The following is a 26,431-nucleotide window of genomic DNA, read 5'->3' on the forward strand; positions in this document are numbered from 1 at the left end:
CGATCGAAGCTACGCCTTTTTGCGCCATGCGTACAGGAATGTCAGTAGAGGCGATAGCCACAGGTACATGACGTAAGGCAGGTATTCCAAAGTAGAGACGTGCAGGGTCGTGCTAAAAAAGGCACCGCTGACTCCCCAAGGGATGAGCGGATTGACGAGCGTGCCGCAGTCCTCCAGCGTACGGGACAGTCTTCGGCCTTCCATCTTCCGAGCTACGAATGCTTCTCGAAACATTTGCCCAGGCAGAAGGATAGAAAGATATTGTTCCCCTGTCAGCACATTAACGAGGATGGAGGAAGAGCCAGCCAGGCCAACCAATTCCGCGTCTCTACGTATACGCTTGATCAGGCCGCTAAATAGAGCATCGAAAACGCCGCTGCTCTGCAGGATGCCTCCGAGGGACAGCGCAATCAGAATGAGGGCAATGGACCAGGTCATCGACAGAAGGCCGCCCCGGTTCACGATAGCTGTCACCGCTTGGTTAGGAATGTCGAGGGTAAAGCCGTTTTGCATGACGTTCATCCAGGTCACCGGGGAATAGACGCCTTGCATCCACGCTGCCGTAGCAATACCGCTGACAATCCCGAAAACGAGTGTAGGGAGAATCGGCTTTCGCAGCGCGGAGCAGACGAGCACGACGAGAGCCGGCAACAGGGTTCCGAGCCCTAAAGCAAAGTGCTGCTCCAGAGCGATTCGGATCTGGGAAATGGCATTCATATCAACTTCAACCGTTCGCCCCTGCATTCCGAAAAACAACGCGGTCAAGACGAGCGCGGGGATCGACGTGTTCATCATGAATTTAATATGCGAGGCCAGGCTGACGTCTGCCATGGCTGCCGCGAAGTTGGTCGTATCCGAGAGCGGAGACATTTTGTCCCCAAAGCAAGCCCCGCAAATGATCGCGCCGGCAGTCAGCAGCGGGTCCAAGCCGAGGGCAGTTGAGACGCCCATCAAAGCCACACCGATGGTACTGAGCGTTGTAAAAGAGCTCCCCGTCACACTGGATACGATAATCGTCAAAAACAGGGTACTGATCGTAAAGTATTCAGGGGAGATCACGGAAATCCCGAGATTTAGGATAGTTGGGACGGTTCCACTCATCATCCAGACACCGATCAGGATGCCAATCAGGCAGAGGATGAGCATGGGAGCGATGGCAGACTGGATGCCTTTGATCAGTCCATCCTCCATTTGCTTCCAGGAGACTCCAAAAAAGCGCAGTAGGGTAGCAGCTACGATCGTTGCCCCCAGGAGCGGCATATGAGGCTCTACTTTACCAAAAAACAGGGCAGGAAAGAGGATCCCAAATATAGCAAGCAGCACCCAAATGCTTTGGGCAAAAGATACAGATTTGTTGTTCATGCTGAAAACTCCTCGTAGATGGTAGGTTCACTTTTCCGCTTCTTTGCTTTTGTGCTTTTGTGCGTTTAAGTGAGCTAGAGGTACTTTATCCCGATTTGCTAGATTCGTCAACGAATTCCGCTGTATTCGTAATCGTAAAAAAATACGGAGTAATGAGCCATTTTGTCTGTGGTGATCCGTTCTAATTGTGGTTGATTCTGGAAAGTGGTACACTTATGCTTGGCAGGCTATGACAATAGAACTACTGCTCCGATCAGACTAATCTGCTCGCGCTCAATGCAGCGATTGAAGCAGCACGCGCTGGTGAGCAGGGACGGGGTTTCATCCGCGAGCGAAAGCTTCCAGCAGATCTTGATCGCCGTCCAGGATGTAAGCCATCAGGTCAATCGAATGAACGAAGCGGCTCAGACGATCCATCGCGATACCGAAAAGCTGGTAGGAAACTCGGATCGCATCGCGAGGCTCGCCGAAACGGCTGCCCATGACACCCAAGAGGTAGCAACTGCGTCCGAAGAGCAGACCGCGACAACAGAAGAGATGTCTGCTGCTGCGGAAAACTTGGCGCAAATGGCAGAGCGGTTGTCAGAACAGATAAAACGATTTACAATTTAACAAGCGTTTACTGGTAGAATCCACTTTGGTTGAAAGTGGATTTTTTCCTTCCCAACGGGTATTAAGACGAAAAAGAACTGGGCAAGGAGGAAGCAAGATGGACGAGCAGCAATCAATTTCCTTGTTTGCTGAAAACTACATTCGGGGATTTGTCACCCAAGAAATTTTTTACAACGAGGAAACATGGTACGGTGTTATCCGTCTAAAGATAGAAGAGACAACGGAAGCCATCAAGGATTCGGAAGTCGTCATCGTAGGGAATTTTCCAAAGCCACATCCGGATGAGCTCTATACGTTTTACGGGGACTGGAAAACACATGCGCGCTTTGGGCAGCAGTACGTGGCCAGACGCTATGAGCGGGAGACACCCAAAACGATTGCAGGGGTCGAACGCTATTTGGCGAGCGGGCTTTTTCAAGGCATCGGAAAAAAGATGGCGAAGCGCATCGTTGAGCAGCTCGGAGTGGACGCTTTGACCATCATCGCGGACTTTCCGGAGAGGCTGGCAGAAGTGCAAGGGATCTCCGAATCGAGGGCCAAGATCATTTATGAATCGGTGATTGAGCATCGTTCGCTGGAGAGTGCGATGGTGTTCCTGTACGATTTTGGCATCGGTGTCAACATGGCGCTGCGCATTTACCAGACCTACAAGCTGGAAACGATGACAGTGCTCAAGGAAGAGCCGTATCGTCTGATTGAGGATGTCCAAGGCATCGGTTTTAAACGGGCGGATGATATTGCGCGTTCAACGGGGATTGCCGCTTCTTCAGAAGAGCGGGTAAAAGCAGCAGCCTTGTTTACGCTGCAGGAGGCGTCCTATTCGGAAGGACACGTGTATCTGCCTGTGGACGAGCTTTGCGAAAAAACGATGAGGCTTTTGGACGAGTGTGGCGGGCATGCATTTGCGGCCGATGAGATTACTCAGGCTGTCGAAGCGCTGTTTATCGCTACAAAGATTGCCTGGGAAGACGATCGGGTTTATTTGCCCTCCCTGTTTTTCGCAGAGCTTGGACTGGCAAAGAGACTGCGGCATTTCTCCGAGCGTGATCAATTTGCTTCCTTTCCTACCTCCGAGTTCTACAGAGCCATCGGAGCGGTGGAGGATGAGCTGGCCATTACGTATGCACAGACGCAGCGTGACGCGATCCAGCAGGCGATTACATCTGGACTGATGCTGTTGACTGGGGGACCTGGTACAGGGAAAACGACTGTGATCAGAGGGATCTGTCGCGTGTTTTCTCAGCTGCATGGTTTGTCGCTGGACCTCAAAAAGTATGGAGAGGACAATCCGTTTCCTATTTTGCTCGTGGCCCCTACTGGCCGTGCAGCCAAAAGGATGACGGAGACGACTGGACTTCCTGCGATGACGATCCACCGACTGCTCGGCTATAAAGGCGAAAGCTTTGAGCATGACGCGGAGCATCCGATCCAGGGACGCCTGTTGATCATTGATGAAATGTCCATGGTGGATATCTGGCTGGCAAACCAGCTTTTCAGGGCGATCCCGGATGATATGCAAATTATTATGGTGGGTGACCCTGATCAGCTGCCGTCTGTGGGGCCAGGAAACGTGCTGCAGGACATGATCCGCTCGGGATTGCTGCCGCTGGTTCAACTGACCGAGATCTACCGTCAGGCGGAAGAGTCCACAATTATCCGGCTTGCGCATGATGTGCGAAAAGGAAATGTACCGGCGGATTTACTGCACACGACACCGGATCGGCGATTTTTCACAAGTTCGCCACAAGATGTGCCGGAAGCAGTGAAACAAATTTGCTCGGGGGCCGTAAAGAAAGGGTATACGGCAAAAGATGTACAAGTCTTGGCCCCTATTTATAAAGGAAGTGCCGGTGTTAACAAGTTGAATGAAGAGTTGCAGGAGCTGTTTAATCCAAAGACAGCCCAAAAGCGGCAAGTGACGTTTGGAGAAACGGCTTTCCGCACGGGTGACAAAGTCCTGCAACTGGTGAACAATGCCGAAGAACAGGTGTTCAACGGTGACATGGGTGAGATTGTTGCGATTTTTTTCCCGAACGAAAACGCAGAGAACGAAGAGATGCTGGTCGTATCCTTTGACGGCCGGGAAGTAACATACAAGCGCTCCGCGTATCATCAGCTGACGCTGGCGTACTGTTGCTCCGTTCATAAGTCACAAGGGAGCGAATTTCCGATCGTAGTCATGCCGTTCGTAAAAAGCTATTACCGAATGCTTCGGCGCAAGCTTGTCTATACAGGGATTACCCGAAGCAAATCCTTCCTCATCATGTGCGGCGAGCCGGATGCATTTCGTGCGGCAGTGGAAACAGATGAAGAGGGCGTGCGATACAGCTATCTTGAGGAACGGCTTCGGCAAGGGTAGGTTTGGAACCTTTTGCGTCGAATGACCCCCGTCCAATCGCCAGATACTAAAAGGGCGGAAGGGGGAAATCCCACATGCGCAAGGCATTGGATGTAGTCGGCTTGCCCGTCGTTTGCCTGCAAACAGGAGAGACGATTGGTACCGTCCGTGACATTCTTTGTGACTCCAGCTGGTATGTACGCGGAGTCTTGCTGAGCGAGCAGGGTTGGTTCCATTCAGGTACCTACATTCCTACCGAACGTATACACGCGGTAGGGGAGTCCTGCCTTACCGTATCGGGTAAAGACGCGATTACGCCCTTGCCTCATCTCGCCGGTCTGGAACCTGTCGGCTTCGTGACGGGAAAGACGAAACTAAAAGGAAAAGCGGTTATTACCGCTTCCGGTGAACTCCTGGGCAGATTGGAAGACGTTTACTTTTCTGCGAACTGGGAGAAACTTGTAGGGTACGAACTGTCTTATGGCTGGTTTGCGGACATAACCGAAGGCCGAAAACGCCTCTATGCGCCGCCTACCGTTATCGTCGGGGAGGAAAACCTGATCGTGCCGGACTAATGGTTCGTAGCCAGGCGTGAAAGGGAGGAAAGCGTAATGCGTGTCATTTGCCCGAACTGCAGTTCCAAAGATGTAGGAAAAATTGGTACCAATCAGTACTACTGCTGGAATTGCTTTATAGAGATGAGCGTGACTAACGAGCAGATCGCCTCTGTCTACCAGGTGGAGGAAGATGGGTCGTTGCACTCGCTCAATGATCTGTTTATCGAGGATCAAACGGTTAGCGCTCAACTGAATATGTAATTTCACTGAGCGACTAAAACAACTGGAGGTGGCACGCTTGGTAGTAAGAAGCCTGTTGCGCGTCCTTGCCACAAGCGGTATCGTGGCAATCATTGGCTATTTGATGGCTCCGCGCCGACGCAGTCGATTCGCATTCAAATGGAACCGAATGCCTTTCTCCATGCGCGACATGCAGCGTATGATGAAAACAGGGCGCAAACTGATGCGTGCCGTTGCCAGGTAACCTAGATGAAACGATCCAAAAGCTGACGCCTGTCATTTCGGGTGTCAGTTTTTTTGTCGTTTCATTTATCGCAGAAAAAAGACACCTCCTGCATCCGCACCGACTATCCTGTAAGATGGCCGCTGCTCCGCGAGAGGTGTCTTTGGTTATTTATAGGTTAGATGCAGCGGGGATAGCCAGCTTACGATTGTTCTGCCAATCGCTTTTGCTTCTGGCTCTTCATGCGACCCGTCAGCAGTACGCCAACTACGATGGCTACGATGAACACCCATTTCACCCAAGGATAAGCGGCGAAGAAGGGGGCCAGGAATTTTTCCGAGGTAACCATGCTCGCTGCCGTATAAGCCAATACCGCAGAACCGATGTAGATGACGATCGGGTATTTCTCCATGAACTTCAGAATCATGGTACTTCCCCACACCATGATCGGAACGCTGATGACCAAACCGATAATCACCATCAGGAAGTCGCCATGGGCAGCACCTGCAACCGCGATCACGTTATCCAGACCCATCACCGTATCTGCGACGATAATCGTCCAGACCGCCGCTCCCAAACTGCTGCTTGCTTTCATGTTTTCATGACTGTCATCCTGTACGAGCAGCTTCAGCGAGATCCATACGAGGATCAATCCACCGACGAGCATCAGACCAGGAATTTTCAGCAACCAAACGACTGCCATAGTCGCCAATGCACGAATGACAATGGCACCGACCGTTCCCCAAATAATTGCCTTTTTCTGTTGATGTGCGGGAAGATTTCGAGCGGCCATCCCGATGACAATCGCGTTGTCGCCCGCTAAAACCAAGTCGATGACGACAATGGCAAGCAGCGCCGACCAAAACTCAGGGGTAAACAATAGATCCATTTCTCTTCCTCCTCGTCCTTGGAAAGTAAAAATCCTCCGGCCGTTTTCTTGATACCTCCTATAGTTTGCTGCAGAGGGGGAAAAAGAAAACGACCTTTCCCTGGACAGGCAAAGGTCGTGAAACAAACAGAAAAAGACCTTTACCTGTTAGGCAAAGGTCTTGCTTACAACATAAGGTACATGTTGCCAACATAGCCGGGGATTTCTCCCGTAATGACGACTATGTTGCGAAAAAGCTACTCCCCTTTGGAGATATCCACTTGTAATATCATACTACTTCGATGATTCCGATGTGTCAATAGGGTACATGATTTTTGTGCGGCTGAGCCATTCTATTAGATACGGAAAGGAAGGGAGGTCTGTCAGCATGGATGAACTCCGGCGCAGTCGCCTGTTCGCCGCCGCCATTTGGCTCATTGCCCTGTTGATCATCGCCAACTTGCTGTGGCTGCTGCGACCTGTCTTGTCACAGGTGTTTCATTTATTGGAGGAAGTCCTGGTCCCCGTTCTGGTCGGCCTGATTATCGCGTATTTGCTCCATCCCATTGTGCAGCTGCTGGAGAGGCGCAGAGTTCCGAGGCTCATGGCTGTATTGCTTATCTACGGTTCCTTTGTGCTCATAATTGCTATCGGCGTCGTCAACGCCATCCCGATTTTTACGAAACAGCTGGTGGAGCTGTCCGATGATCTGCCGAGGCTATCTGAATGGTATTACAAATGGATGAGCGAATGGGAAGCACATAAATATTTTTTGCCTGACAGCATCTCGCACGGGGTGGATCGCGTTATTATACAGTCGCATGAGAATATGTCGCGTTCCGTCACGCAGCTGGTAAACAACGCCCGCAACTCAATCGGTAAGGTGCTTGCGTATGCCGTTGTTCCGTTTATCGCCTTTTATTTGCTGAAGGATATGAAGCAGCTGCATGAAGCGGGAATGTCAGTCGTGCCTCGGGCATACCGCAAGCAGGTTCTCGCGGTATTGCGCGACATCAACGAATCTCTGGGAAACTACATACACGGTCAAATGACGGTAGCGATTATCGTTGGCGTATTTGCTTACCTGGGATACTGGCTGGTCGGAATGCCTTATCCGTTTGTCCTCGCAGCTTTTGTCTGCTTGACGAACATCATTCCGTACATAGGGCCTTTGATCGGTGCAGCGCCTGCAGTCGTAGTGGCCTTGACCATTTCAACCAAGATGCTCCTGCTTGTGCTTTTGATCAATATTGTGATTCAGGTCGTGGAGGGGAATATCTTGTCGCCCAATATCGTGGGGCGTTCCCTACACCTGCATCCGCTGCTCATTATCATGGCACTCTTGGCAGGGGAGGCCATTGGTGGTGTCATTGGCTTGATCGTGGCTGTACCTGTGCTGGCCGTTTGCAAAGTGATTATCAGTCGAGTGGCTTTGATGTTGCATGAAAGTTGACAGTGATCGCCTAAAAAATTTATAATACGAACAAAGCAATACTGCATTGATCAATGAGGGAACGAGTACGTTGCAGCCCTTCTACAGAGAGGACGCTCCACGGTTGAGAGAGCGCCCAGAAGAAGTGCGACAGAAGGCTACTCCTAAGACCGGGCAAAAACCGGCGGCTTGGCACCGTTAAAAGCCGGAAAGCGACAGGTATTTTGGCTCTTTGTTTAAGAGCATGGTGTATGCCTGTAAGCAGGGTGGTACCGCGAGAAAAACAGTTCTCGTCCCTGAGGGGATGGGGGCTTTTTTTATTTTTCTTTAGAGGAGAATGTAAATGAAGAAACTGACAGGCAATCAAATTCGCCGGATGTTCTTGGACTTCTTTGTGGAAAAAGGACATCGAATTGAACCGAGCGCTCCCTTGGTTCCGATCGACGATCCTTCCTTGCTGTGGATCAACAGCGGTGTGGCGACTCTCAAAAAATATTTTGACGGCCGCATCATCCCGGACAACCCACGCATCACCAACTCGCAAAAATCCATTCGTACCAACGACATCGAAAACGTTGGACGCACGGCTCGTCACCATACGTTTTTCGAGATGCTGGGGAACTTCTCCATCGGCGACTACTTCAAAGAAGAAGCAATCGAGTGGGCATGGGAATTCTTGACCAGTCCAAAATGGATCGGCTTTGATCCAGAGCTGCTTTCCGTTACCATTCACCCAGAGGACGAGGAAGCTTTCGAATACTGGAATAAAAAAATCGGCGTACCGGAAGAGCGAATCGTTCGTCTGGAAGGCAACTTCTGGGATATCGGCGAAGGCCCAAGCGGTCCGAACACGGAAATTTTCTACGATCGTGGTGAGGCGTTCGGAAATGATCCAAGTGATCCTGAACTCTACCCAGGCGGTGAAAACGAACGCTATCTGGAAGTTTGGAACCTGGTGTTCTCCCAGTTCAACCACAATCCAGACGGCACGTATACACCACTGCCGAAGAAAAACATCGATACCGGTATGGGTCTTGAGCGCATGGCTTCCATCATTCAAGGGGTGGACAACAACTTTGAGACAGACCTGTTGTTCCCGCTGATCGAGGAAACCAGCAAGATCTCCGGTGTGGCATACAAGACAAGCCCTGAAATGGACGTTGCCCTGAAAGTTGTCGCTGACCACGCTCGTACGGTTGTGTTTGCAATCGGTGACGGTGCACTTCCTTCCAACGAAGGTCGTGGCTATGTTATCCGCCGCCTGCTTCGCCGTGCCGTTCGCATGGGTAAGAAACTGGGAGTGGAAAAACCGTTCCTGTACAGCCTGACAGCTACAGTCGGTACCATGATGGGCGAATTCTACCCAGAAGTGGTGCAAAAACGCGAATTCATTGAAAAAGTCATTCGTGCCGAGGAAGAGCGTTTCCACGAGACGTTGAACGATGGACTGGCGATCCTCTCCGACATGGTGAAGAACGCGAAAGCAGCAGGCAAAACGCAGCTTTCCGGACAAGATGTGTTCAAAATGTACGATACGTATGGATTCCCTGTGGACCTGACAGAGGACTTTGCGGATGAGCAGGGACTGACCGTTGACCGAGATGGCTTCGATCAAGCGATGGAAGAACAGCGTGAGCGCGCTCGTGCAGCTCGTCAGGATGTAGACAGCATGCAGATCCAGGGCGGTCCTTTGTCCGAGCTGACGGTTACGAGCCAATTTGTTGGTTATACTGAATTGGTAGCGACAGGTAAAGTAGAAGCGATTATTTTCGAAAACCAACTGACAGAGGAAGCGGAGGAAGGCCAGACCGTTCAAGTCGTTCTGAGCCAGACACCGTTCTATGCGGAGAGTGGCGGACAGATCAACGATGAAGGCTATCTGATCTCCGATTCCGTAAAAGCACGTGTAACCGACGTACAAAAAGGTCCTAAAGGCCAAAACGTACACTCTGTTACGGTGGAAGCGGGCACACTGCGCAAAGGCGATGAAGTACGCGCAGAGGTGAATCGCGAAGCACGTCTGGCGATCACCAAGAACCACACGGCTACACACCTGTTGCACCAGGCTTTGAAAGACGTACTGGGCACGCATGTTAACCAGGCTGGTTCTTTGGTTGCTCCTGAAAGACTGCGTTTTGACTTTACACACATCAGCGCTATCACAGCAGAAGAGCTGGAGCGCATTGAAGCGATCGTCAACGAAAAAGTGTGGGAAAATCTCGCTGTCGAGATTTCCAACAAAGCGATTGCAGAAGCAAAAGCAATGGGTGCTATGGCTTTGTTTGGCGAAAAATACGGGGACATCGTACGCGTGGTAAAAGTGGGCGACTACAGCCTGGAGCTGTGCGGTGGCTGCCATGTAAGCAACACGGCAGAGATCGGACTATTCAAGCTCGTGAGCGAAAGCGGCATCGGTGCAGGCACTCGCCGTATCGAAGCGGTAACCGGTCGCGGTGCTTATCAGTTCCTGAACCAGCAGTTTACTACGCTGAAGGAAGTTGCACATGCTCTGAAAGCTCCAGTTATTGCAGAAGCTCCTGCACGTGTAGAAGGTCTGCAGCAGCTGCTGAAAGAGGCACAGCGTGAGAACGAATCACTGCGCGCGAAGCTGGGTAATATCGAAGCGGCTTCCTTGACCGATCAGCTTAAGCAAGTAGATGGCATGAACGTGCTGGCTGCACGCGTATCCGCAGTCGATATGGACAACCTGCGCGGCATGGTGGACGAGCTGAAAAACAACCTGGGCTCGGCCGTGATCGTTCTCGGTGCAGTAGACGGTGACAAGGTGAACCTCGTAGCAGGGGTCACCAAAGATCTGATGGATCAAGGCATTCATGCCGGTAAGATCATCAAGGAAGTCGCGACTCGTTGCGGCGGTGGCGGCGGTGGCCGTCCTGACATGGCACAGGCAGGCGGGAAAGATCCATCCAAGCTTCAGGAAGCACTGGATGCAGTAGCTGAGTTCGTGAAAACGCAAGCAGTGGCGAAATAACACAGCCAAAGTGTAAAATTTGCGCGATCTACAAGGAGTAGAGTCGAGCAAGGTCGAATACAATGGGTAGCAAGAAGCCAGTAAGGTACAAGTCTCAAAGGAAATCGAGGTGTTGATTGTGAGTTCGTTGGATAATACCATGAAGTTCACGGTGCCAAAGGAAGCAAATGCGGCGGAAGTGCAAGAGACGTTGACAGAGGTGTACAAAGCCCTTCAGGAAAAGGGATACAACCCGATCACCCAGATCGTCGGTTACTTGCTCTCTGGCGATCCGGCGTTTATCCCACGCCACAACAACGCGCGCAGCCTGATTGGCAAATTGGAACGGGACAAAATCATAGAAGAGTTGGTGACCGTTTACTTGTCAGAGCGCAAGTAAGCCTGCTTATATGACACGATTAATGGGTTTAGATGTTGGCGACAAAACGATTGGAGTAGCAGTCAGTGATGAGCTTGGTTGGACGGCCCAAGGGGTAGAGACGATCAAACGGCAATCCAAAGCAAAGGATTTTGCCCGCTTGCAGGAGCTGATTGCCCAGTATCAGGTTGGAGCCATCGTGGTTGGCTTGCCGAAGAATATGAACGGCACGATCGGCCCCCGTGCGGAATTGTGCCAGTCATTCGGCAAGCTTCTGCAGGAGAAGACCTCTCTTCCTGTCCACATGTGGGATGAAAGGTTGACGACCATGGCAGCGGAGCGTATGCTTATCTCTGCCGAGGTCAGTCGCCAAAAGCGAAAGACGGTAATAGACAAAATGGCGGCCACATTGATCCTACAAGGATATTTGGACGCAAAATCGAGGTGACCACAATGACTGAAGAGATGAACGAAGAGTTTGAAGTGGGCGATGTGATTGCCCTGACAGAAGAAGGTACCGAGGAGCCTCGTGACTTTAGGATCATGTACATCTTTGACATCGAAGATCGCAGCTATTTGGTGCTTGTACCCGTCGATCAAGAAGAGGAAGAGGAATACGAAGTTCACTTCCTGCGCTATGATGGTACAGACATGCTGCAGCCGATCGAAGACGACGAAGAGTGGGAGCAAGTCGAAGCTACCTTCGAAACGCTGATCGCGGATCTCGAGAAAGACGGTATATAAGAAAAAACGAAGGAGGACCCAGATGAGGGTCCTCTTTTTTCTACAAAAATCGCGCTTTTTTCCTGAAATATCCTATATCGTGACAAGGTAGACAACCCTCCTGTATAATGATGAGGATCGAGAGAGAAGACCCTAAAGGGAGGATTTCGAATTTGAAACCCATGTCAGTGAAGCCTGATCGCCAGGCGGATCGACCAGTTGTCATGCGACGTAGACGAGGCGGAGGTCTCTTTCGCTGGATTGTCGCTCTCTTTTTGCTGATGGTAGTGGCTGTCGGGGGAGGCAGTCTGTACATCTATCAGCAGCTGCAGCCGGTCGAAGGTGAACAAACCGCCAAAAACGTTACAATCCCCTCAGGTTCTTCCGTCCGGGACATTGGACGGTTGTTAGAGGAAGCGGGATTGATCCGAAATGCAGATATGTTCAGCTACTATGTAAAGTATAAAGGGGTGGCTCCCGAACTAAAAGCGGGAGAATACCTGTTTACCACGGGGCAGACCATCGATGCCTTGCTCCTGGATATGACGGAAGGAAAAACCGTCGTGAGTGCAAAACGCTTTACGATTCCAGAAGGCTGGAATGTGGAGCAAATCGCTGAGCATTTGGACAAGGAAGGCATTGTCGCAAAAGCAGCCTTCTTGCAGGAGGTAGACAAAGGAGAGTTCCCGGATTATCCGTTTGTCGCGCAAATTCCTGCCAGCAAGGAACGCAAGCATCGTCTGGAAGGATACTTATTTCCGGAAACGTATGAGATAAAAAAGGATGCAACAGCCCACGATGTCGTATCCAAAATGCTGGCGCAGTTCGAGAAAGAATGGAAGCCGGAATGGACGACTGAGCTGCAGCAACGTAAACTGACGGTGGATCAAGCTGTGAATCTCGCGTCTATTGTCGAGCGGGAAGTGACCGTGGATAAAGAAAGACCGCTCGTTGCCGGTGTATATTACAACCGAATCCGCGACAAATGGCCGCTGCAGGCGGATGCCACTGTGCAGTTTGTTTTGGGCAAGCAGAGGGATCGTCTGACCTTCGAGGATTTAAAGGTAAAGAGCCCGTACAATACGTATACCAACCCGGGACTGCCGCCAGGACCGATCGCGAATCCGGGGAGAGCTTCACTAGAGGCTGTCGTGAAGCCAGCCAAGCATGAGTATTTCTTCTACGTGACGAAAAAAGATGGTACATCCGAACACTATTTCTCTCGAACGCTGGAAGAGCACAATGCGAATAATGCCAAAAGCAGGGGAAACTAACCAAGTTTCCTCAGATTGTTGAGAAAGCCTTGCTTTTAAGCAGGGCTTTCTTGCTTCTAGTTGGTTCAGTGGAAAAAAGTTACTTTGTTCTTGAGAAAAAAGGATTGCCCTCCATTTTACCCCTGCTTCGCAAGGTGGAGGGCAATCTTTTTCATGTTCTGTACCGCTGCGGTCATCAGTGCCTGTTCACTGACGTTGTGCAACCCTCGCAAACGGCAATAGCGAAACCCGTGGAGCTGTTTGGCATCCGCGAAGCTTCGCTCAATCGTTTCTCTTCTTCTTTTGTAGAGCTTTTTCCCTGATTTACTTAGTCGGTTTGTACGCACCCAATCCTTGCTGTCTTCCCAGACATGTCTAGTGACCACTTTGCGGTGGTTCTTCGATCGGGTGCATTTCGAGAGGAAAGGGCAGGTTTTACAAACCTCCGGGTTTGATTTGTAATGACGGTACCCTTTGCGGTCCGTAGTGCTGTATGGCAGTTCATGATTCTGAGGGCACAAATAACTATTCGTTTCGGAGTTGTATGTAAACTGCCACTTGTGAAATAAGCCTTGAGTCGGATGGTACCTACGGTGTGCAATAACGGCAAAAATGTTTTTCTCTTTTAACTTGTTGCAAATCGGGTTTGTTAAATAGCCAGAATCTAAAGCAACAGCTTCTACTTTAAAGCCAAACCGCTCGGTTTGGCGTTCTAGGCGATCAAGATAAGGGATCGAATCATGTACGTTTCCTGGTGTAACATAGACATCCGTTATGAGATTGTATTTTGCATCCACTGTGCGATGATCCAGATAAAAAAATCCTTCGGGCTTACCCTCTCTCACCATATAACCGCTATCTGGATCTGTTGTGCTCACTTTTACTTCTTTTTGTTCAACCACTTCTTTCTCAGGTTTTAGAGCTTTTTTCCGTTGTTCTTCCGATCGATTTCCACAGCAGCATTCAGTTCATCCATATAGCTTTTGGTGTTTTGTAATACCTGCTCTTTCGTGTATTTATTCTTGTTTGCGTTGGCTTTTACATGCGTAGAGTCAGAAATAAGCATCCGCCCTCCCACCATTCTGTGACCAATGGCTTGAAGAACGATTTCATCAAAAATGTCTTGAAAGATAGTGGAATCTTTAAAGCGAACACGACGGTTTAAACTGATGGTACTGTGATCAGGCACCCGGTCCGTCAAACCCAATCCAAGAAACCAACGATAGGCCACATTGGTTTGGATTTCTTGCTCAAGACGCCTTTCCGAGCGAATGCCGTAAAAGTATCCCAAAAAGATCATTTTAAATAAAACCAATGGATCAATGGCAGGGCGCCCATTATCCTCGCAATAATAGGGCCGAACTTTTTCAAGGATAAATGAAAAGTCGATGTATTTATCTATTTTACGGAGCATGTGGTCTTGGGGGACGAGTTGCTCAATCGAAACAAATTCGTATGCGGTTTGTTTATCTTTATTTGAACGTAACATTACGATCACCTACAGTTATAGTATACTTATATTATAACACATTAACGCGGAGTCGTATTGAAATTTTTAGGTATTAAGAAAGGCTGCCGACTTTATCGACAGCCTGGGGAAACTAACCAAGTTTCCTCTGTTTTTTTGTTTGTTCGGGTGACAGACCTCGGTATAGATTTTCTATGGAGGTATGCTATAATAATTCGGTTGCATGATAGAGGAGTGAAAAGATGATTACCCATCCAGCGATAGATGACTATATTGCAGGCTTGGTTCCTGAGCGCTCGGAATTGCTTGCGCGCTTGGAAAAGGAAGCGGCTGCTGAAAATATTCCCATCGTCCAGCTGCCTGCTGCTCAGGTCATGAGGATGCTGCTTTTGCTGCACCGACCTCAGTCGATCCTCGAGGTAGGAACGGCGATCGGCTATTCTACCATTTGGCTGGCTGAAGCAGCACCTGAAGCTCGTATCGTTACTCTGGATATTGATGAGGAGCGGTTGACACGAGCTCGTGCCAATGTAGCGGAGGCGGGCGTTCAGGATCGGGTTGAAATCCTGCTGCGTGATGCTACGCTGGGTTTGCCGGACTCCTACCAATTTGATTGCTTGTTTATTGATGCTGCCAAGGGTCAATATCGGGCATTTCTCGATCTGTACCTTCCTTTACTGCGTGAGGGAGGTCTCGTAATCAGTGATAATGTTTTATTCCGCGGGCTGGTTGCTACACCGGAAGAGGCTACGAAACGTCAGCGTCCGATGATCGATAAGCTGCAGGCATTTAACAAGCATTTAGTGGAACATCCGGAGTTGGAGACCACTTTTATACCCGTAGGCGACGGTCTTGCTGGGAGCCTGAAAAAGAAGAAATAATCGTCGAGCAAAAAATCCGAGGTCGATAGTGCCTGGATGCTAAATAGGAAGGGGATATGAGGCATGCGCAACCCCGTATTGATTGGGGTAGCTGGAGGCAGTGGCTCTGGAAAGACGACCGTCGCCAGAGAATTGTTTCGCCAGTTTCAAAACGACAGTGTGACGATGATCGAGCAGGATTCTTATTACAAGAACCAAGATCATTTGAAAATGGAAGAACGTCAATTGACCAACTACGATCATCCTTTTGCTTTTGACAATGACCTGATGCTTTCCCATCTGCAGGATTTGCTGAAAGGCAAGGCGATCAAAAAGCCAATCTACGATTTTAAAGAGCATACGAGAAAAAAAGAAACGCTCCTGATTGAACCGAAGGATGTCATTATCCTGGAAGGGATGCTGATCCTAGAGGACGAGAGGATCCGCGGTCTGATGGATATCAAAGTATTCGTGGATACGGATGCGGATGTCCGGATTGTCAGAAGAATGCTTCGCGATATCGAGGAGCGGGGACGCTCGATGGAATCGGTAGTTAATCAGTATCTGAATGTCGTCCGCCCGATGCACCTTCAGTTCATTGAACCGACGAAGCGTTATGCTGACGTGATTATTCCCGAAGGCGGCTATAACCGCGTCGCGCTAGATCTTTTGTCTACGAAAATCAGCAACATTCTGCTGGAAAAACAGCAGCTGGCCAATACCTAAAGCGATTCCACCAAACACGCTGCCTTTGTCAGCGTGTTTTTTCGTGATTCTCGTTTCCGGCACTCTCTTTCGGGCAATACTGGCTAAAAAAGCCAGGGAGGGAAGATTCGTGCAACTGGAACGGCGGCTGAAACGCAGGCACTTTCTGGTCTTGATGGGTATGACGCTCGTATGGATTGGTTTAATCACGAGACTGTGGTGGATTCAGATAGGGGCTCCTCACCGCTTTACCAAGCGCAACGTCGATCTGGTCAAGAACGCGGTTAAACAGCGGCAGCAAAGCATCGTCCTTCATAGCGGACGCGGTGATATACGAGATCGGAACGGCTATGCCTTTACAGGGGAAGAGCATCGGGCTTTGATCCTTTTTCCGCTCGCACGTGGCGCTCTGGCAGGAACAGATGGTTTATCCCGTCTGTCCACGATTGTTTCTCAACCGGTAGAACAGCTTGCAGAAGTCATGGAGAAAGCGAAAGCTCCATTATTACTGCGCAAGGAAGACGGGAAGCTGATCGTTCTCAACGAGAGGCAGGCTGAGCAGATCAATGCGCTGGACATTCCGGGAGTCGTAGCGCTGGCAGTCACGGAAAGATACAGACCTGATGAGGTAGCCAAGCATGTCATCGGCTTTATTAATCAAAACCCCAACCTGGTCGAGTCACTGTATCCAGAAGAATGGGCAAGCGGAAAAATGAATGCGGACAGCACGATCGGAGCTTCTGGCTTGGAGCGCAGCTTTGATCGATTTTTGCAAGGGGTGGAGCCTTCTATCTTATCGTATTACGTAGACGGACAGGGGAAGCCGCTGCGTGGGCTCGACATCCGCTATTCAAAGCAGGAAAACGAATACTACCCGCTCGCTCTGACGACGACTCTCGACATACATATCCAGCGGAGCATGGAACAAATTTCGGATGAAGTGGGCTTGAAGCAAGGGAGCATTGTCGTGCTGGATGCCCAGACTGGGGATATCCGGTCGATGGTCAGCCGCCCTACATTCGATCAGACGAAGGTCGATGTGCGTGGGGATGACTGGAAAAACAGAGCGGTGAAGCAGCTTCCGCCAGGCTCCATTTTTAAAACAGTGGTAGCGGCGGCCGCCTTGGCAGAAGGACTCGTTTCACCAATGGAGCGTTTCACTTGCACGGGAGAATATGGCAAGTATCATTTTTCTTGCTGGAAAAAGGATGGGCATGGAAGCGTGACGATGGATGAAGCCTACGCCCAGTCATGCAACATCGCATTTGCTCAGATCGCCAATCGGGTGGGGGGAGAAAAGCTGGAGGAGTATGCAAAGCGCCTAGGCTTGTCCGAGCAGGTCGGTCATGCGACAGCTCACTTGTTCAAGCTCGATGGTTTTCGCCAAATCGAAGGCGAGGACCGTGGCGCAATATTCGCCCAAGGGGTTTCCCGCCGAGACGAAGGAGTCCTGATACAGACAGCGATCGGTCAGCGGGATGTCCGGGTAACCCCCCTGCAGGCTGCAAATATGGTCGTATCGATCTTGCGCGGTGGTCAGCCAGCACAAGTACGTGTGGTCAATGAAATTGCGTACAGAAACGGACAAACCTTTCACCGGTTCCCTATGCAGGTACTTCCGGTTCAAGGCATTGACTATGTCACGGCGAGCAAGCTGCGCAAAATGATGCGAAAGGTAGTAACGGAAGGGACGGGGCAGTTGCTGGGAGGCGCCCCATGGGAGGTGGCTGGCAAGACTGGGACGGCACAGACAGGTGGAGCAAACCAGTCGCAAAATCACCTCTGGTTTATCGGCTATGCACCATATGATGAACCGCAATACGCACTCTGCGTGGTAGCGGAAAATCAGCCAAGCTGGGGAGGAAATCAGGCTACGGAACTGTTCCGCCGGGCTATTGATGCACTTTCCGGTCAAACAGCTCAATCTTCCCAACCTCGCGCAGGGAATTCCCAAGAATAAAGCCTCTTGCCTGGACTTGATTATGTCTACCCAGACCAACGATCAGCATCAGCGGAGAGGGAGACGTATAAATGGACTGCGTGGCTTTTTCCCAGATGGTCTTTTTGTCTCCCTTGCTGGGCGATAGCCTTTTAATGGTATGACTGTGCCAATCCCCGAGATACTCCCACTTCCTGCTCTTGCTCAGGTTGCGAACGAGTTTGCGTAAATGAGCGTCGTCGAAATAGACGGAATGGGGGCTCTGTATGGCTTTTGGCCCAGGCTCACTTGCATAAGTCACGACCCAACGATCATCACCCATCGGATAACCCATCATTACCCCTCCGGTCTCGAGCGAGGGGTCTTTTCTTACTGCGGTCTCGATCTGTTTCCAAGCTTTCGGAGTGATGTACAGAATCGTCATCTGACGGATGTCCCTCCTAAGAAATCACCTGTTGCTACTCACTCATCATATGTAATGAACGGGCAGAGTGTCCCGAATGAGAATGAAGTTTAGGAATGTTTTAAAAAATAGATTGTAACCAACATCCTTGACTTCTATAATTTAGAAAAAGAGAGTGAAAGGTTGATCCTATGTCTTTTGCACCAGTAGACAATTCGCTAGAGGGAAGAGTCTTAGCAGCTGATTTGTTCACGGAAAATGGAATCCTGCTGCTACCCGAAGCAACGGTTATTACCGCAGCTCATGTGCAGCTGCTTCAAAAGCAACGCATCAGTGAAGTAGAAGTGCTGCAGGAGCTAGCTGAGGGAGTGAAGACGAATATCCGGACACAGCTCATGGAGCTGGATGCAGATGAAAAGACGGTCGCCGCGTACATCGAGGCTTTGGACAAGACAAAATCGCTGTTTGACCAAGCGAGTAAAAGCGAGACGCCAGAGCTTGCGCAGTTCGCGGAAATCTTTGACCAGGTAGCCGAGCAATCCATGAAGCAGCTGGGATTATTTCGTTCGCTGTACGTATTGGAGGGAGCGGATAGCTATACCTACCGTCACTCTTTAAATGTCGGAATTCTCTGTTCGTTGATCGCGCGGCTGATCAAATGGGATGGGGAACGTGTCGCGTTTATGGGAACAGCAGGCTTTCTGCATGATTTGGGTAAGATGAAGGTCCCTACAGAGGTTCTGCTCAAGCCTGGAAAGCTGACAGAAGAGGAGTTTGCTGAAATCAAGAAGCATACGCTGTACGGCTATCAAATGATTAAGGAAATGGAAGGCTCCTCTGAAATGCTGGCGCTCTGCGCACTACTCCACCATGAGCGTTTGGATGGCTCCGGGTATCCCAAGCAGCTCAAAGGCGATGATATCCCAGTTGAGTGCCAAGTGCTGGCGATCGCCGACATGTTTGATGCGATCTGTTCGGATCGGGTATACAAGGAACGAACTTCGCCTTTTGAGGCTGCCCAGCTTCTCTGGAAGGAAGCATGCAATGGAAAGCTGAACATCGAGATTGTCTCCCAATTTGTGCGCTATATCGCCCTGCTCTATGTTGGTGCAAGAGCTCGCTTGAACAGTGGCGAGGAAGTCGAGGTCATTTTGATTCATCAGGATGAGCCAATGCGACCGCTTGTCAGGAGACGGGACGAGTTTATCGATTTGCGCCATGACAGGAAACTGACGATTGAAAAAATGATTGGATAGTCCACATAGTGATAAAGGCCGCTCTTTTATGGGAGCGGTTTCATTTTTGCTGTTCTGTGAACGTTTCCTTGGTTGGCTCGACCCCTCAGACGGATTGTGACACAATAAAGAAGTACACGGTATGGGGTAGATGCATGGAGGGAAGGAGAACAACAACATGATACGTCAAGCCACACCTGAGGATGCTGTTTTTGCGTCGCCGCTCATCTATGAGGCTATCGGTGATATAGCCCACTCACTTACAGGAGCGACTGATCCGCAGGAGGCCATTCGAGTAATGAGCCAGTTCTTCGCTCAACCGAATAACCGCTTAAGCTACCAGAATGCGCTCATCGCAGTGGATGAAGACAAAGGCGAACCGATTGGACTGGCTCTGTTTTACCACGGCAGCCAAACGAAGCAGCTGGATCAGCCATTTGTCGCGTATGTCGAGCAAGTGACAGGTACAGCGCCGGTCATTGTCAAAGAAGCACGAGACGATGAGTTTTATCTGGATACAGCTGTCGTCAAAGCGGAGTACAGAGGAAAGGGAATCGGGAAATCTCTGCTGAAAGCTTTCGAACAGGAGAGCAAGCATCGCGGGTATTACAAAATTTCCCTGTTGGTGGACCAGGAGAATCCGAGTGCCCGTAGGCTGTATGAAGCTATCGGCTATCACCAGGACGGAACGATTGTAGTCAGTGGACATTTATTCAGTCATATGGTCAAAAACTTGACTGTATGGGTATAGGGGAGAACCGTTTCCTTGCGTGCAAGAGCTGCTCGCGGGAAACGGTTTTTTCGTGGAGGGAGGTTCTTTTCGTTACGGCTTCTTGGAACGAAGCTCTTGTTCCAGTGCTTCCACCCGTTTTTCAAGTGCCTCGATCGCATGTTGTCTTACTTTGGATTGATTGGTGACTTTGAAGATGCTTACGATTGCGAGGATGAGGGGAAGGAGAAAAAAGATGAGTTGAAAAATCAATGTCCCCCATTCAATGGAGACGGCGCCGAAGTCTAGCACGGATATCCTCCTTTTTGATGATTTCCATTATTTTACCAAATAGACAGATACAAAAGAAGACCCCGGCTGCCGAGGCGCCCGAGGTCCTATCACTTGAAAGAGGCAGTAAGACTATTCCGCTACTTTTAAGGCAAGCTCCAAGGCTTTGTTGCTGCCCATCGCTTTTGCCTGATTGACAATCTCAGCAGTGATGACAGTACCTTCCTCAGCAAACAGCTCGCCGGAAGGATCGTACAGATTCGCGGACAAGGTTTTGCCGATCAGCTCCTCAAGGTCAAGCCCATCCGAGGAGGAGGGGGCGGCCGGTTCTGGCGAAGAGACTGGAACGTCTACATGCTCAACTGGTTCCTCATCTGCTTTTCCAGAGAGGAAAGCTTCGTCGGAAACGAGAGGATTCTCCCCTTCATCAGAAATGACGGTTATTTCCTTCCCGAAAGTGATGACGGCAGTCTCCGGCAGAACAGAAATTGCGTCAGGGGTGTCCAGGACACAACCTAGAATTTTCCCCGTTTCTGGATCGAAATAATATTCAGTGATTTGTCCGAAGTGCTGGCCTTTTCGGGAAATGATTCGAGAACCTTTAATTTGGATATTTTTACTCAGCAGCTCGTTGGCAATGGGGATATCGGCGAGATCTATCACGGCGTTCTCCGATTCGATTGTGACGGCATAATCACCCAAACCTTCGACTAGCTTGAAGGGAATAGCCTTGATTCCAAAATCCCACTGATCATTTTGGACGACCATGAATTCGATGCTGCGCATGTCTGGATTGATGACGAAATTTTTTACTTTGCCGATTTCTTTCCCTGCCAAAATGCTGATGATCGGTTTTCCCAAAACTTCTTTGCTTTGTTTCATGACGTTGCTCCTTTAATGAAATGGGATGGCTGGGGTGTTCTCGCACTTGCTCGGAAACAACGAGCGATAGTGCATGAGCACTTTCTGGTGAATCGCAGGCGGGACGGACGACCAAGAAAGATTCCGTTTATTTTCGAGCTGCAATTGGTGGATCAGCGCTTCTAGATAGGTGATCTGTGCGGAAAATTCATCGCGCTTCTTCGCAGACAACGAAGGGTATTCCCGCAGGGTCTTTTCCATGACCGAGATGCTTTCTTGGTAAAGGCCCATCTCATTGAGCACCTGTACCAATTGCCGGCTCAGTATGTAGGCTGCCGTCGGGGGAGCGGCAAATGACAAGGCTTCCCGAAGAAACTGGTAGGCACGCAGAAAATCCCCCCGCTGCAGGGCCTTCTCTGCATTTTCGGAGAGTGTCTGAATACGTTCGCGATCGACGGGCACGACCGAAATGTTTCCAGCGGAAGGGGAAGACAGCGAATTTACTTTCTCAGCTGGCACCCCCGTGCTCTCGAGCTTCGCGGAGTCGTTGCTTGCTTCGAAGGATTCCAGCCCTACCGATGAAGATTCAGGCTCGGCGATGGTCTCGCTGGGAGTCTCTGGGGAAGTCTGTACCGAATCATCAATGACAGATGTCGTTTCGGGAACAAGCTCAACTTCGGCCGCATCGCTGGATGGCGCTTCTGGTTCCGTGATTTCGACAGGGATAACTGGAGCGTCTATTTCAAGGCTTAGTTCTTTCTCAAGATTCAACTCTTCCTGAACATCCAGCTCTGCCTCATCCACAAGCACTTCCGTAGCCGCCGTTACCTTTTTCGCTACAGTCTCAACTGCCACGGGACTCTCCCGAGGCTCTGGCATCGGCTCTTTTTCCCCATTTTCCACTTCAATTTCTTCAATCGGTGGCAAGGCTTGGTGGATTTCCAACAATTTAGGCTCCGGAGTACAGGGAAGCGGAGCAGAAGCAGTGATCAGCTCAGAAGGAATGGCATCAATAGTTCCAAGCGAAAGAGGCTGTTCAGACTTCAGAGCGAGCTCAAAATGCTCCTCAATCTGCCGATCCTCGCGTCTATGCAGGTAGATGACAGTGACTGCGAACCCCAAAAAAATAAACAACGCCAAACTGACGGTCCATCCAATCCCGATGCTGGAGGCACTGGAATATCCGACCAGGCCAGCGCTGGCAAAGGCCAGGACCAGTATGAATAGGCTGCGCAGTTTGTGAAACAGCTTACGGGTATAAAAAAAGATCAGGACGAGCACAAGGGCTGTCAGGCCGATTATTTCTGAAGCAATCATAGGAATCACCCTGCACAAGTTTGATGGGGGAGTCAGTCTGACTTACAAAAGCGACGAAGCTGTTGGATTCTATAGGCGTCTCATCCTCTCGTCATTGGTAAGATTTCGGTAAAACTCGTATAGATATTATCGGCATTCGGTGGGGGAGGCATTATGGAAAAAAGTCGCGAAAACGCGATAATACTGCGCTTTTACGATAAATGGGTAATTGGAAGTAGTGAGTTTGCGACTATTTTCCTAATGGAGTAAGGAGCGTAAATTGTACGGATGAGAATGGTGACCTTCCAGAAAAGTGGTTTGCCGATGGGGAGTTTTCCGACGTTTTTTTTCGTACTTGCACTTATGGGCAACTGCCCACATAAGCATAGGAGTAAGCTATCCCAGACGTGGAGGTGGCAGCCATGTCCAGCATTATTGCAGCACTTTCGTTGGTCTTCAAAGAGCTTTTGATGTTTGTGGCGTACGTCAAAAACAATGCTTTCCCGCAACCGCTCCCTGACACCGAGGAAGAAAAGTACTTGCGTTTGATGGCAAAAGGCGACCCCTATGCGCGCAACAAGCTGATCGAGCATAATCTGCGGCTAGTCGCCCACATCGTGAAGAAATTTGAAAACACCGGTGAAGACAGCGAAGATCTCATCTCCATCGGGACGATCGGTTTAATCAAGGCAATCGAGAGCTATCAAGTGGAAAAAGGCACCAAGCTGGCTACCTATGCAGCGCGTTGTATTGAAAATGAAATCCTCATGCATCTTCGCAGTCTGAAAAAGACCAAGAAAGACGTTTCCTTGCACGACCCGATTGGGACAGATAAAGAGGGGAACGAAATCACCCTCATCGACGTCCTCGGCACAGAAACCGACGAAGTAGTGGATGCGGTGCAGCTGAAGCTGGAGTCCAACAAGATTTATCAGCACATCCACATTCTCGACGATCGGGAAAAAGAAGTGATCATCGGGCGATTCGGATTGGATCAGGACAAAGAGAAGACCCAAAGGGAAATCGCTCGCGAATTGGGCATTTCGCGCTCCTATGTCTCTCGCATCGAGAAGCGTGCTTTGATGAAGCTGTTTAACGAATTTTACCGTACGAAGCAGACGCAGAACCGGTAAAGGAAAAGCCAATGAAATCCTGACGTATCGCAGCAGCCTGCAAGATCGGCATGAGAGAGATGCCCATCTTGCGGGTTTTTTGTTGTTTAAGGACAGATGTCCTTTTTCCTCGCTTTCATTTGTCTTTTAATAAAGAAAGACTCAAGAGGAGGGAATCCAAAAGATGAAAGGGAGCATGTTTGCGATTGTTGGCGGGGCTTTTCTGACCTTGCAGGGCGTAGCAAATACCCGGATCAGCGAGAGCATCGGTACGTGGCAAACGGCCATCTTAACGCAGTTTATCGGGTTTTTGGCAGCTTTCGTGATCCTGTTATTTATACGCGATACCAGACGGGGTGGCTTTCGGACGGTAAAGCCACTGTACTTGGCAGGGGGAGCCTTCGCGACCATAATAATATCCAGCAACATCACGGCAATTCAACAGATAGGGGTAACGCTCACGGTCGCTATCTTGATGATCGCGCAGCTGTGCTTGACCTTTTTGATCGACAGCAACGGCTGGTTTGGTGTAACTCGGCAAAAAATGAAGCTGCCTCAGTTCCTTGGTATTGCCATGATGATCGCAGGTGTGGTGATACTGAAGCTATAGGTAGGAAAAAGGGGGCGTCGCCATTGAGCGAATGGCAGGATCATGAACTGGTCGAGCAGTATTTGCGGGCACACAACATAGATACAGTCTGGAATGAGCAAATCAAGCCGCACATATCCTTGTATGACTTTGAACTGGGGGAGTTGATCTGCTCCCAAGGAGAATCCGCAGCTATGCTGTATGTATTGGTCAGAGGGAAGGTAAAAGTCTACACCACCTCTGTAGAGGGAAAAACATTGATTCTCTCGTTTAAAACGCCGCTGGAGTTAATCGGGGATATCGAATATGTGAGGGGAACGGACATTGTCAATACAGTGGAGGCAGTCTCTCCAGTGTTGATGCTAGGTGTGCCTTATCGGTATTTGAAAAAGTACGGAAAGAGCGATCCTGCTCTCCTGCAGTTTTTACTGGAGCACATCACGATGAAGTTTTATGCAAAATCGCATTCCTTGAGCTTTAATTTGCTGTATCCGGTGGAAGTGAGAATGGCTAGCTACCTCCTTTCCGTTTCTTTTGACGAGGCCGATACGATGTTGGAAAAAAAGCTGAGCACAGCTGATTTGATGGATGCGGCAAGCCTTTTGGGAACGAGCTATCGGCATTTCAATCGAGTGCTGCAGCAGTTTTGTGCAAGTGGGCTCGTTGAGCGGAAAAATGGCTTCTTGCTTGTGAAGGATCATCAGGGCTTGCGGGAGTTAGCCGGACAAAATATTTACGAATAGAGGGAAAGTCATGCTAGTAGGGATGGCGTTGGCACTGCTTGCGGGCTCACTTATCAGTCTGCAAAACATTTTCAACAGCAAAGTGAATGAACGTGTGGGCTCGTGGGCGACGACTACTTTCGTTTTAGGAATGGGATTTCTAGCGTCTCTTTTGATGGGACTGCTTACACAGGGGAGTCATCTGCTCGAGGTGGGACAAATGCAGCCATGGTTTTGGTTCAGCGGCTTGATTGGAGTGGGGGTCGTTACCAGTCTGGTCCAGGCGATGAAGCGCCTCAGACCGACTTTTGCGATCTCCATCGTTCTGACCTCACAGCTCGGATTTGCTCTGTGGTGGGATTCGATGGGGTGGATGGGGCTGGACAAGATTCCCTTTACGGTTCACCATTTGTTCGGAGTCTTCATGATTATTGGGGGAATGCTTGTTTTCAAATGGAGCGGACAGTCGCATAGGGCATGAGTCAAGGCGAAAAAACCAATCGGAACACCACATGAGTGTCTCGATTGGTTTTTGCATGTTAGACTGTAGTGTTTTCAACGATCTCTTGCAGTCGCTCTCGAATATTGCCAGTACAGACGCCGCCGTGGTAGACGATAATGGACTCAATCTCCAAATCGATTAGCTTGGCGATCGATTGCAGCGCCAAAGCTTTGTCTTGCGTATAAGCAGGGTTGAAGGACATGAGCACACCGTCTTCTGCCGTCAGCGCATCGCCAGAGATCAGTGTCTTGCTGGGAATATGATAGAGCGAAATGTGATCGGGGGTATGGCCAGGCGTATGAATGACCTGAATACCGCCACAATAAGGCAAAACCTCACCATCGTGAAGCACCTGATCGACTTTGACAGGGGGAGCCAAAACCCCACTTTTAATCAAAGGGACTTCTCCCGCGATATAGGGAACGGCGATTTCATGGGCACATACCTGGATTGTGCCTTCGAAGGCATCGACGATTTCAGGCAGGCTGCCGATATGGTCTCGGTCCTGATGGGTGATGATGACTTTTTTTAGATTTTGAAAAGGGATTGCTTCCTGTTCGAAAACATCTTGAATCACGTCTAGCTGCCCTGGAATTCCCGTATCTACCAGAATGACCTCATGCTCGTCCCACAATAACGTAGTATGGACGACAAACTGTCCGCCCTCCACGTTCATCGCCAATTTGATCGCTTTGATTCCTTCACGTGCATTCATGTCAGCCACCTCCACCATCTTGTGAAAATTACATCCATGTTATTCTGCAAAGGCGGCTGGGAACCC

27 protein-coding genes and 1 pseudogene are annotated in these 26,431 nt (G+C 49.9%); 20 read left to right on the forward strand and 8 right to left on the reverse strand.

From position 1 onward, the window contains the following. Window positions 1–9: 9 nt before the first annotated feature. Window positions 10–1,362 carry a Na+/H+ antiporter NhaC gene (gene nhaC / locus ACLIN2_RS10650; RefSeq protein WP_411504006.1) on the reverse strand — a complete coding sequence of 451 codons (1,353 nt, stop codon included), beginning with the start codon at window positions 1,360–1,362 and terminating at the stop codon, window positions 10–12. A 239-nt stretch (window positions 1,363–1,601) separates the two neighbouring features. Between nhaC and ACLIN2_RS10655 the strand changes: the two are divergent. From ACLIN2_RS10655 to ACLIN2_RS10675, 5 genes and pseudogenes are all read left to right on the forward strand, one after another. Beyond that, window positions 1,602–1,974, forward strand: a pseudogene (locus ACLIN2_RS10655) (methyl-accepting chemotaxis protein); the annotation flags it as partial. A gap of 97 nt (window positions 1,975–2,071) precedes the next feature. Beyond that, window positions 2,072–4,333, forward strand: coding sequence for an SF1B family DNA helicase RecD2 (locus ACLIN2_RS10660; RefSeq protein WP_411504007.1), 2,262 nt, complete (start codon window positions 2,072–2,074; stop codon window positions 4,331–4,333). Window positions 4,334–4,407: 74 nt separating this feature from the next. Continuing rightward, complete coding sequence (locus tag ACLIN2_RS10665; protein ID WP_092269406.1) at window positions 4,408–4,887, forward strand: PRC-barrel domain-containing protein; 480 nt, start codon at window positions 4,408–4,410, stop codon at window positions 4,885–4,887. A gap of 36 nt (window positions 4,888–4,923) precedes the next feature. Continuing rightward, entirely contained in the window at window positions 4,924–5,130 is a 207-nt protein-coding gene (locus ACLIN2_RS10670; RefSeq protein WP_049737968.1) for a hypothetical protein, read from the forward strand. A 28-nt stretch (window positions 5,131–5,158) separates the two neighbouring features. After that, on the forward strand, window positions 5,159–5,353 hold the full coding sequence (locus tag ACLIN2_RS10675; RefSeq protein WP_246011181.1) for a hypothetical protein: 195 nt from the start codon (window positions 5,159–5,161) through the stop codon (window positions 5,351–5,353). Window positions 5,354–5,534: 181 nt separating this feature from the next. Here the strand turns inward: ACLIN2_RS10675 and ACLIN2_RS10680 are convergent, their stop codons facing one another. Continuing rightward, complete coding sequence (locus ACLIN2_RS10680; RefSeq protein WP_411504008.1) at window positions 5,535–6,221, reverse strand: TerC family protein; 687 nt, start codon at window positions 6,219–6,221, stop codon at window positions 5,535–5,537. Window positions 6,222–6,588: 367 nt separating this feature from the next. Between ACLIN2_RS10680 and ACLIN2_RS10685 the strand changes: the two genes are divergently transcribed. From ACLIN2_RS10685 to mltG, 6 genes are all read left to right on the forward strand, one after another. After that, on the forward strand, window positions 6,589–7,653 hold the full coding sequence (locus tag ACLIN2_RS10685; RefSeq protein ID WP_411504009.1) for an AI-2E family transporter: 1,065 nt from the start codon (window positions 6,589–6,591) through the stop codon (window positions 7,651–7,653). A gap of 322 nt (window positions 7,654–7,975) precedes the next feature. Continuing rightward, window positions 7,976–10,624, forward strand: coding sequence for an alanine--tRNA ligase (gene alaS, locus ACLIN2_RS10690; RefSeq protein WP_411504010.1), 2,649 nt, complete (start codon window positions 7,976–7,978; stop codon window positions 10,622–10,624). Between the two features lie 118 nt (window positions 10,625–10,742). After that, window positions 10,743–11,003 carry an IreB family regulatory phosphoprotein gene (locus ACLIN2_RS10695; RefSeq protein ID WP_092269719.1) on the forward strand — a complete coding sequence of 87 codons (261 nt, stop codon included), beginning with the start codon at window positions 10,743–10,745 and terminating at the stop codon, window positions 11,001–11,003. A gap of 10 nt (window positions 11,004–11,013) precedes the next feature. Continuing rightward, window positions 11,014–11,430, forward strand: a complete 417-nt coding sequence (gene ruvX, locus ACLIN2_RS10700) for a Holliday junction resolvase RuvX (protein WP_411504011.1) — start codon at window positions 11,014–11,016, stop codon at window positions 11,428–11,430. 5 nt (window positions 11,431–11,435) lie between these two features. After that, window positions 11,436–11,726 (forward strand): DUF1292 domain-containing protein, encoded by a 291-nt coding sequence (locus ACLIN2_RS10705; protein ID WP_092269388.1) that lies wholly within the window; start codon window positions 11,436–11,438, stop codon window positions 11,724–11,726. Between the two features lie 152 nt (window positions 11,727–11,878). After that, entirely contained in the window at window positions 11,879–12,979 is a 1,101-nt protein-coding gene (mltG, locus tag ACLIN2_RS10710; RefSeq protein ID WP_258957737.1) for an endolytic transglycosylase MltG, read from the forward strand. Between the two features lie 116 nt (window positions 12,980–13,095). On the opposite strand, the gene ACLIN2_RS10715 is transcribed toward mltG, so the two are convergent. Beyond that, window positions 13,096–14,447, reverse strand: a protein-coding gene (locus tag ACLIN2_RS10715; RefSeq protein ID WP_411504510.1) for an IS1182 family transposase whose coding sequence is annotated in 2 segments (ribosomal slippage) — window positions 13,096–13,880 and window positions 13,880–14,447 — 1,353 coding nt in all. Because the reading frame shifts where the segments join, the coding sequence is not laid out codon by codon here. Window positions 14,448–14,668: 221 nt separating this feature from the next. Here ACLIN2_RS10715 and ACLIN2_RS10720 point away from each other — a divergent pair. The 3 genes from ACLIN2_RS10720 (at window position 14,669) to ACLIN2_RS10730 (ending at window position 17,951) form a co-directional block, all read left to right on the forward strand. After that, entirely contained in the window at window positions 14,669–15,307 is a 639-nt protein-coding gene (locus tag ACLIN2_RS10720) for an O-methyltransferase (protein WP_411504012.1), read from the forward strand. A 63-nt stretch (window positions 15,308–15,370) separates the two neighbouring features. Next, on the forward strand, window positions 15,371–16,012 hold the full coding sequence (gene udk, locus ACLIN2_RS10725; protein WP_411504013.1) for a uridine kinase: 642 nt from the start codon (window positions 15,371–15,373) through the stop codon (window positions 16,010–16,012). 109 nt (window positions 16,013–16,121) lie between these two features. Beyond that, the gene (locus ACLIN2_RS10730; protein ID WP_411504014.1) at window positions 16,122–17,951 is read left to right on the forward strand and encodes a peptidoglycan D,D-transpeptidase FtsI family protein; all 1,830 of its coding nucleotides are present in this window, start codon (window positions 16,122–16,124) and stop codon (window positions 17,949–17,951) included. On the opposite strand, the gene ACLIN2_RS10735 is transcribed toward ACLIN2_RS10730, so the two are convergent. Next, complete coding sequence (locus tag ACLIN2_RS10735) at window positions 17,884–18,354, reverse strand: Mov34/MPN/PAD-1 family protein (protein WP_092269375.1); 471 nt, start codon at window positions 18,352–18,354, stop codon at window positions 17,884–17,886. The two genes, ACLIN2_RS10730 and ACLIN2_RS10735, sit on opposite strands and share 68 nt — an antisense overlap. Window positions 18,355–18,524: 170 nt before the next feature. Between ACLIN2_RS10735 and ACLIN2_RS10740 the strand changes: the two genes are divergently transcribed. Continuing rightward, entirely contained in the window at window positions 18,525–19,589 is a 1,065-nt protein-coding gene (locus ACLIN2_RS10740; RefSeq protein WP_411504015.1) for an HD-GYP domain-containing protein, read from the forward strand. Window positions 19,590–19,746: 157 nt separating this feature from the next. Then, entirely contained in the window at window positions 19,747–20,319 is a 573-nt protein-coding gene (locus ACLIN2_RS10745; RefSeq protein WP_122959626.1) for a GNAT family N-acetyltransferase, read from the forward strand. Window positions 20,320–20,391: 72 nt separating this feature from the next. On the opposite strand, the gene ACLIN2_RS10750 is transcribed toward ACLIN2_RS10745, so the two are convergent. The 3 genes from ACLIN2_RS10750 to ACLIN2_RS10760 all read right to left on the reverse strand — a co-directional run bounded on the left by ACLIN2_RS10750 (window position 20,392) and on the right by ACLIN2_RS10760 (window position 22,746). After that, on the reverse strand, window positions 20,392–20,589 hold the full coding sequence (locus tag ACLIN2_RS10750) for a hypothetical protein (protein ID WP_092269365.1): 198 nt from the start codon (window positions 20,587–20,589) through the stop codon (window positions 20,392–20,394). Window positions 20,590–20,700: 111 nt separating this feature from the next. After that, the gene (locus ACLIN2_RS10755; RefSeq protein WP_411504016.1) at window positions 20,701–21,450 is read right to left on the reverse strand and encodes a photosystem reaction center subunit H; all 750 of its coding nucleotides are present in this window, start codon (window positions 21,448–21,450) and stop codon (window positions 20,701–20,703) included. Window positions 21,451–21,462: 12 nt separating this feature from the next. Beyond that, window positions 21,463–22,746, reverse strand: a complete 1,284-nt coding sequence (locus ACLIN2_RS10760; protein WP_411504017.1) for a hypothetical protein — start codon at window positions 22,744–22,746, stop codon at window positions 21,463–21,465. Window positions 22,747–23,147: 401 nt separating this feature from the next. On the opposite strand from ACLIN2_RS10760, the gene sigK reads away from it, so the two are divergent. From sigK to ACLIN2_RS10780, 4 genes are all read left to right on the forward strand, one after another. Beyond that, window positions 23,148–23,858 (forward strand): RNA polymerase sporulation sigma factor SigK, encoded by a 711-nt coding sequence (sigK, locus tag ACLIN2_RS10765; protein ID WP_055743179.1) that lies wholly within the window; start codon window positions 23,148–23,150, stop codon window positions 23,856–23,858. A 163-nt stretch (window positions 23,859–24,021) separates the two neighbouring features. Next, window positions 24,022–24,447, forward strand: coding sequence for a DMT family transporter (locus ACLIN2_RS10770; protein WP_411504018.1), 426 nt, complete (start codon window positions 24,022–24,024; stop codon window positions 24,445–24,447). Between the two features lie 23 nt (window positions 24,448–24,470). Further along, the gene (locus ACLIN2_RS10775; protein ID WP_411504019.1) at window positions 24,471–25,169 is read left to right on the forward strand and encodes a Crp/Fnr family transcriptional regulator; all 699 of its coding nucleotides are present in this window, start codon (window positions 24,471–24,473) and stop codon (window positions 25,167–25,169) included. Window positions 25,170–25,179: 10 nt separating this feature from the next. After that, window positions 25,180–25,629: a DMT family transporter gene (locus ACLIN2_RS10780; RefSeq protein WP_411504020.1), complete on the forward strand. Its 450-nt coding sequence runs from the start codon at window positions 25,180–25,182 to the stop codon at window positions 25,627–25,629. Window positions 25,630–25,687: 58 nt separating this feature from the next. On the opposite strand, the gene ACLIN2_RS10785 is transcribed toward ACLIN2_RS10780, so the two are convergent. Then, on the reverse strand, window positions 25,688–26,365 hold the full coding sequence (locus ACLIN2_RS10785; protein ID WP_411504021.1) for an MBL fold metallo-hydrolase: 678 nt from the start codon (window positions 26,363–26,365) through the stop codon (window positions 25,688–25,690). Between the last annotated feature and the right edge of the window lie 66 nt (window positions 26,366–26,431).

It is taken from the genome of Brevibacillus centrosporus (assembly GCF_046622605.1).
Taxonomy (GTDB): domain Bacteria; phylum Bacillota; class Bacilli; order Brevibacillales; family Brevibacillaceae; genus Brevibacillus; species Brevibacillus centrosporus.

What these genes read in the sequence shown, in the direction of transcription:
- ACLIN2_RS10670 (WP_049737968.1), top strand. Translation starts at nt 4,924, where the DNA reads ATGCGTGTCATTTGCCCGAACTGCAGTTCCAAAGATGTAGGAAAAATT.
- ACLIN2_RS10705 (WP_092269388.1), top strand. Translation starts at nt 11,436, where the DNA reads ATGACTGAAGAGATGAACGAAGAGTTTGAAGTGGGCGATGTGATTGCC.
- alaS (WP_411504010.1), top strand. Translation starts at nt 7,976, where the DNA reads ATGAAGAAACTGACAGGCAATCAAATTCGCCGGATGTTCTTGGACTTC.
- ACLIN2_RS10660 (WP_411504007.1), top strand. Translation starts at nt 2,072, where the DNA reads ATGGACGAGCAGCAATCAATTTCCTTGTTTGCTGAAAACTACATTCGG.
- ACLIN2_RS10665 (WP_092269406.1), top strand. Translation starts at nt 4,408, where the DNA reads ATGCGCAAGGCATTGGATGTAGTCGGCTTGCCCGTCGTTTGCCTGCAA.
- ACLIN2_RS10720 (WP_411504012.1), top strand. Translation starts at nt 14,669, where the DNA reads ATGATTACCCATCCAGCGATAGATGACTATATTGCAGGCTTGGTTCCT.
- sigK (WP_055743179.1), top strand. Translation starts at nt 23,148, where the DNA reads ATGTCCAGCATTATTGCAGCACTTTCGTTGGTCTTCAAAGAGCTTTTG.
- ACLIN2_RS10755 (WP_411504016.1), bottom strand. Translation starts at nt 21,450, where the DNA reads ATGAAACAAAGCAAAGAAGTTTTGGGAAAACCGATCATCAGCATTTTG.
- ACLIN2_RS10780 (WP_411504020.1), top strand. Translation starts at nt 25,180, where the DNA reads ATGCTAGTAGGGATGGCGTTGGCACTGCTTGCGGGCTCACTTATCAGT.
- ACLIN2_RS10735 (WP_092269375.1), bottom strand. Translation starts at nt 18,354, where the DNA reads ATGACGATTCTGTACATCACTCCGAAAGCTTGGAAACAGATCGAGACC.
- ACLIN2_RS10785 (WP_411504021.1), bottom strand. Translation starts at nt 26,365, where the DNA reads ATGAATGCACGTGAAGGAATCAAAGCGATCAAATTGGCGATGAACGTG.
- ACLIN2_RS10770 (WP_411504018.1), top strand. Translation starts at nt 24,022, where the DNA reads ATGAAAGGGAGCATGTTTGCGATTGTTGGCGGGGCTTTTCTGACCTTG.
- ACLIN2_RS10685 (WP_411504009.1), top strand. Translation starts at nt 6,589, where the DNA reads ATGGATGAACTCCGGCGCAGTCGCCTGTTCGCCGCCGCCATTTGGCTC.
- ACLIN2_RS10760 (WP_411504017.1), bottom strand. Translation starts at nt 22,746, where the DNA reads ATGATTGCTTCAGAAATAATCGGCCTGACAGCCCTTGTGCTCGTCCTG.
- ACLIN2_RS10745 (WP_122959626.1), top strand. Translation starts at nt 19,747, where the DNA reads ATGATACGTCAAGCCACACCTGAGGATGCTGTTTTTGCGTCGCCGCTC.
- ACLIN2_RS10680 (WP_411504008.1), bottom strand. Translation starts at nt 6,221, where the DNA reads ATGGATCTATTGTTTACCCCTGAGTTTTGGTCGGCGCTGCTTGCCATT.
- udk (WP_411504013.1), top strand. Translation starts at nt 15,371, where the DNA reads ATGCGCAACCCCGTATTGATTGGGGTAGCTGGAGGCAGTGGCTCTGGA.
- ruvX (WP_411504011.1), top strand. Translation starts at nt 11,014, where the DNA reads ATGACACGATTAATGGGTTTAGATGTTGGCGACAAAACGATTGGAGTA.
- nhaC (WP_411504006.1), bottom strand. Translation starts at nt 1,362, where the DNA reads ATGAACAACAAATCTGTATCTTTTGCCCAAAGCATTTGGGTGCTGCTT.
- ACLIN2_RS10740 (WP_411504015.1), top strand. Translation starts at nt 18,525, where the DNA reads ATGTCTTTTGCACCAGTAGACAATTCGCTAGAGGGAAGAGTCTTAGCA.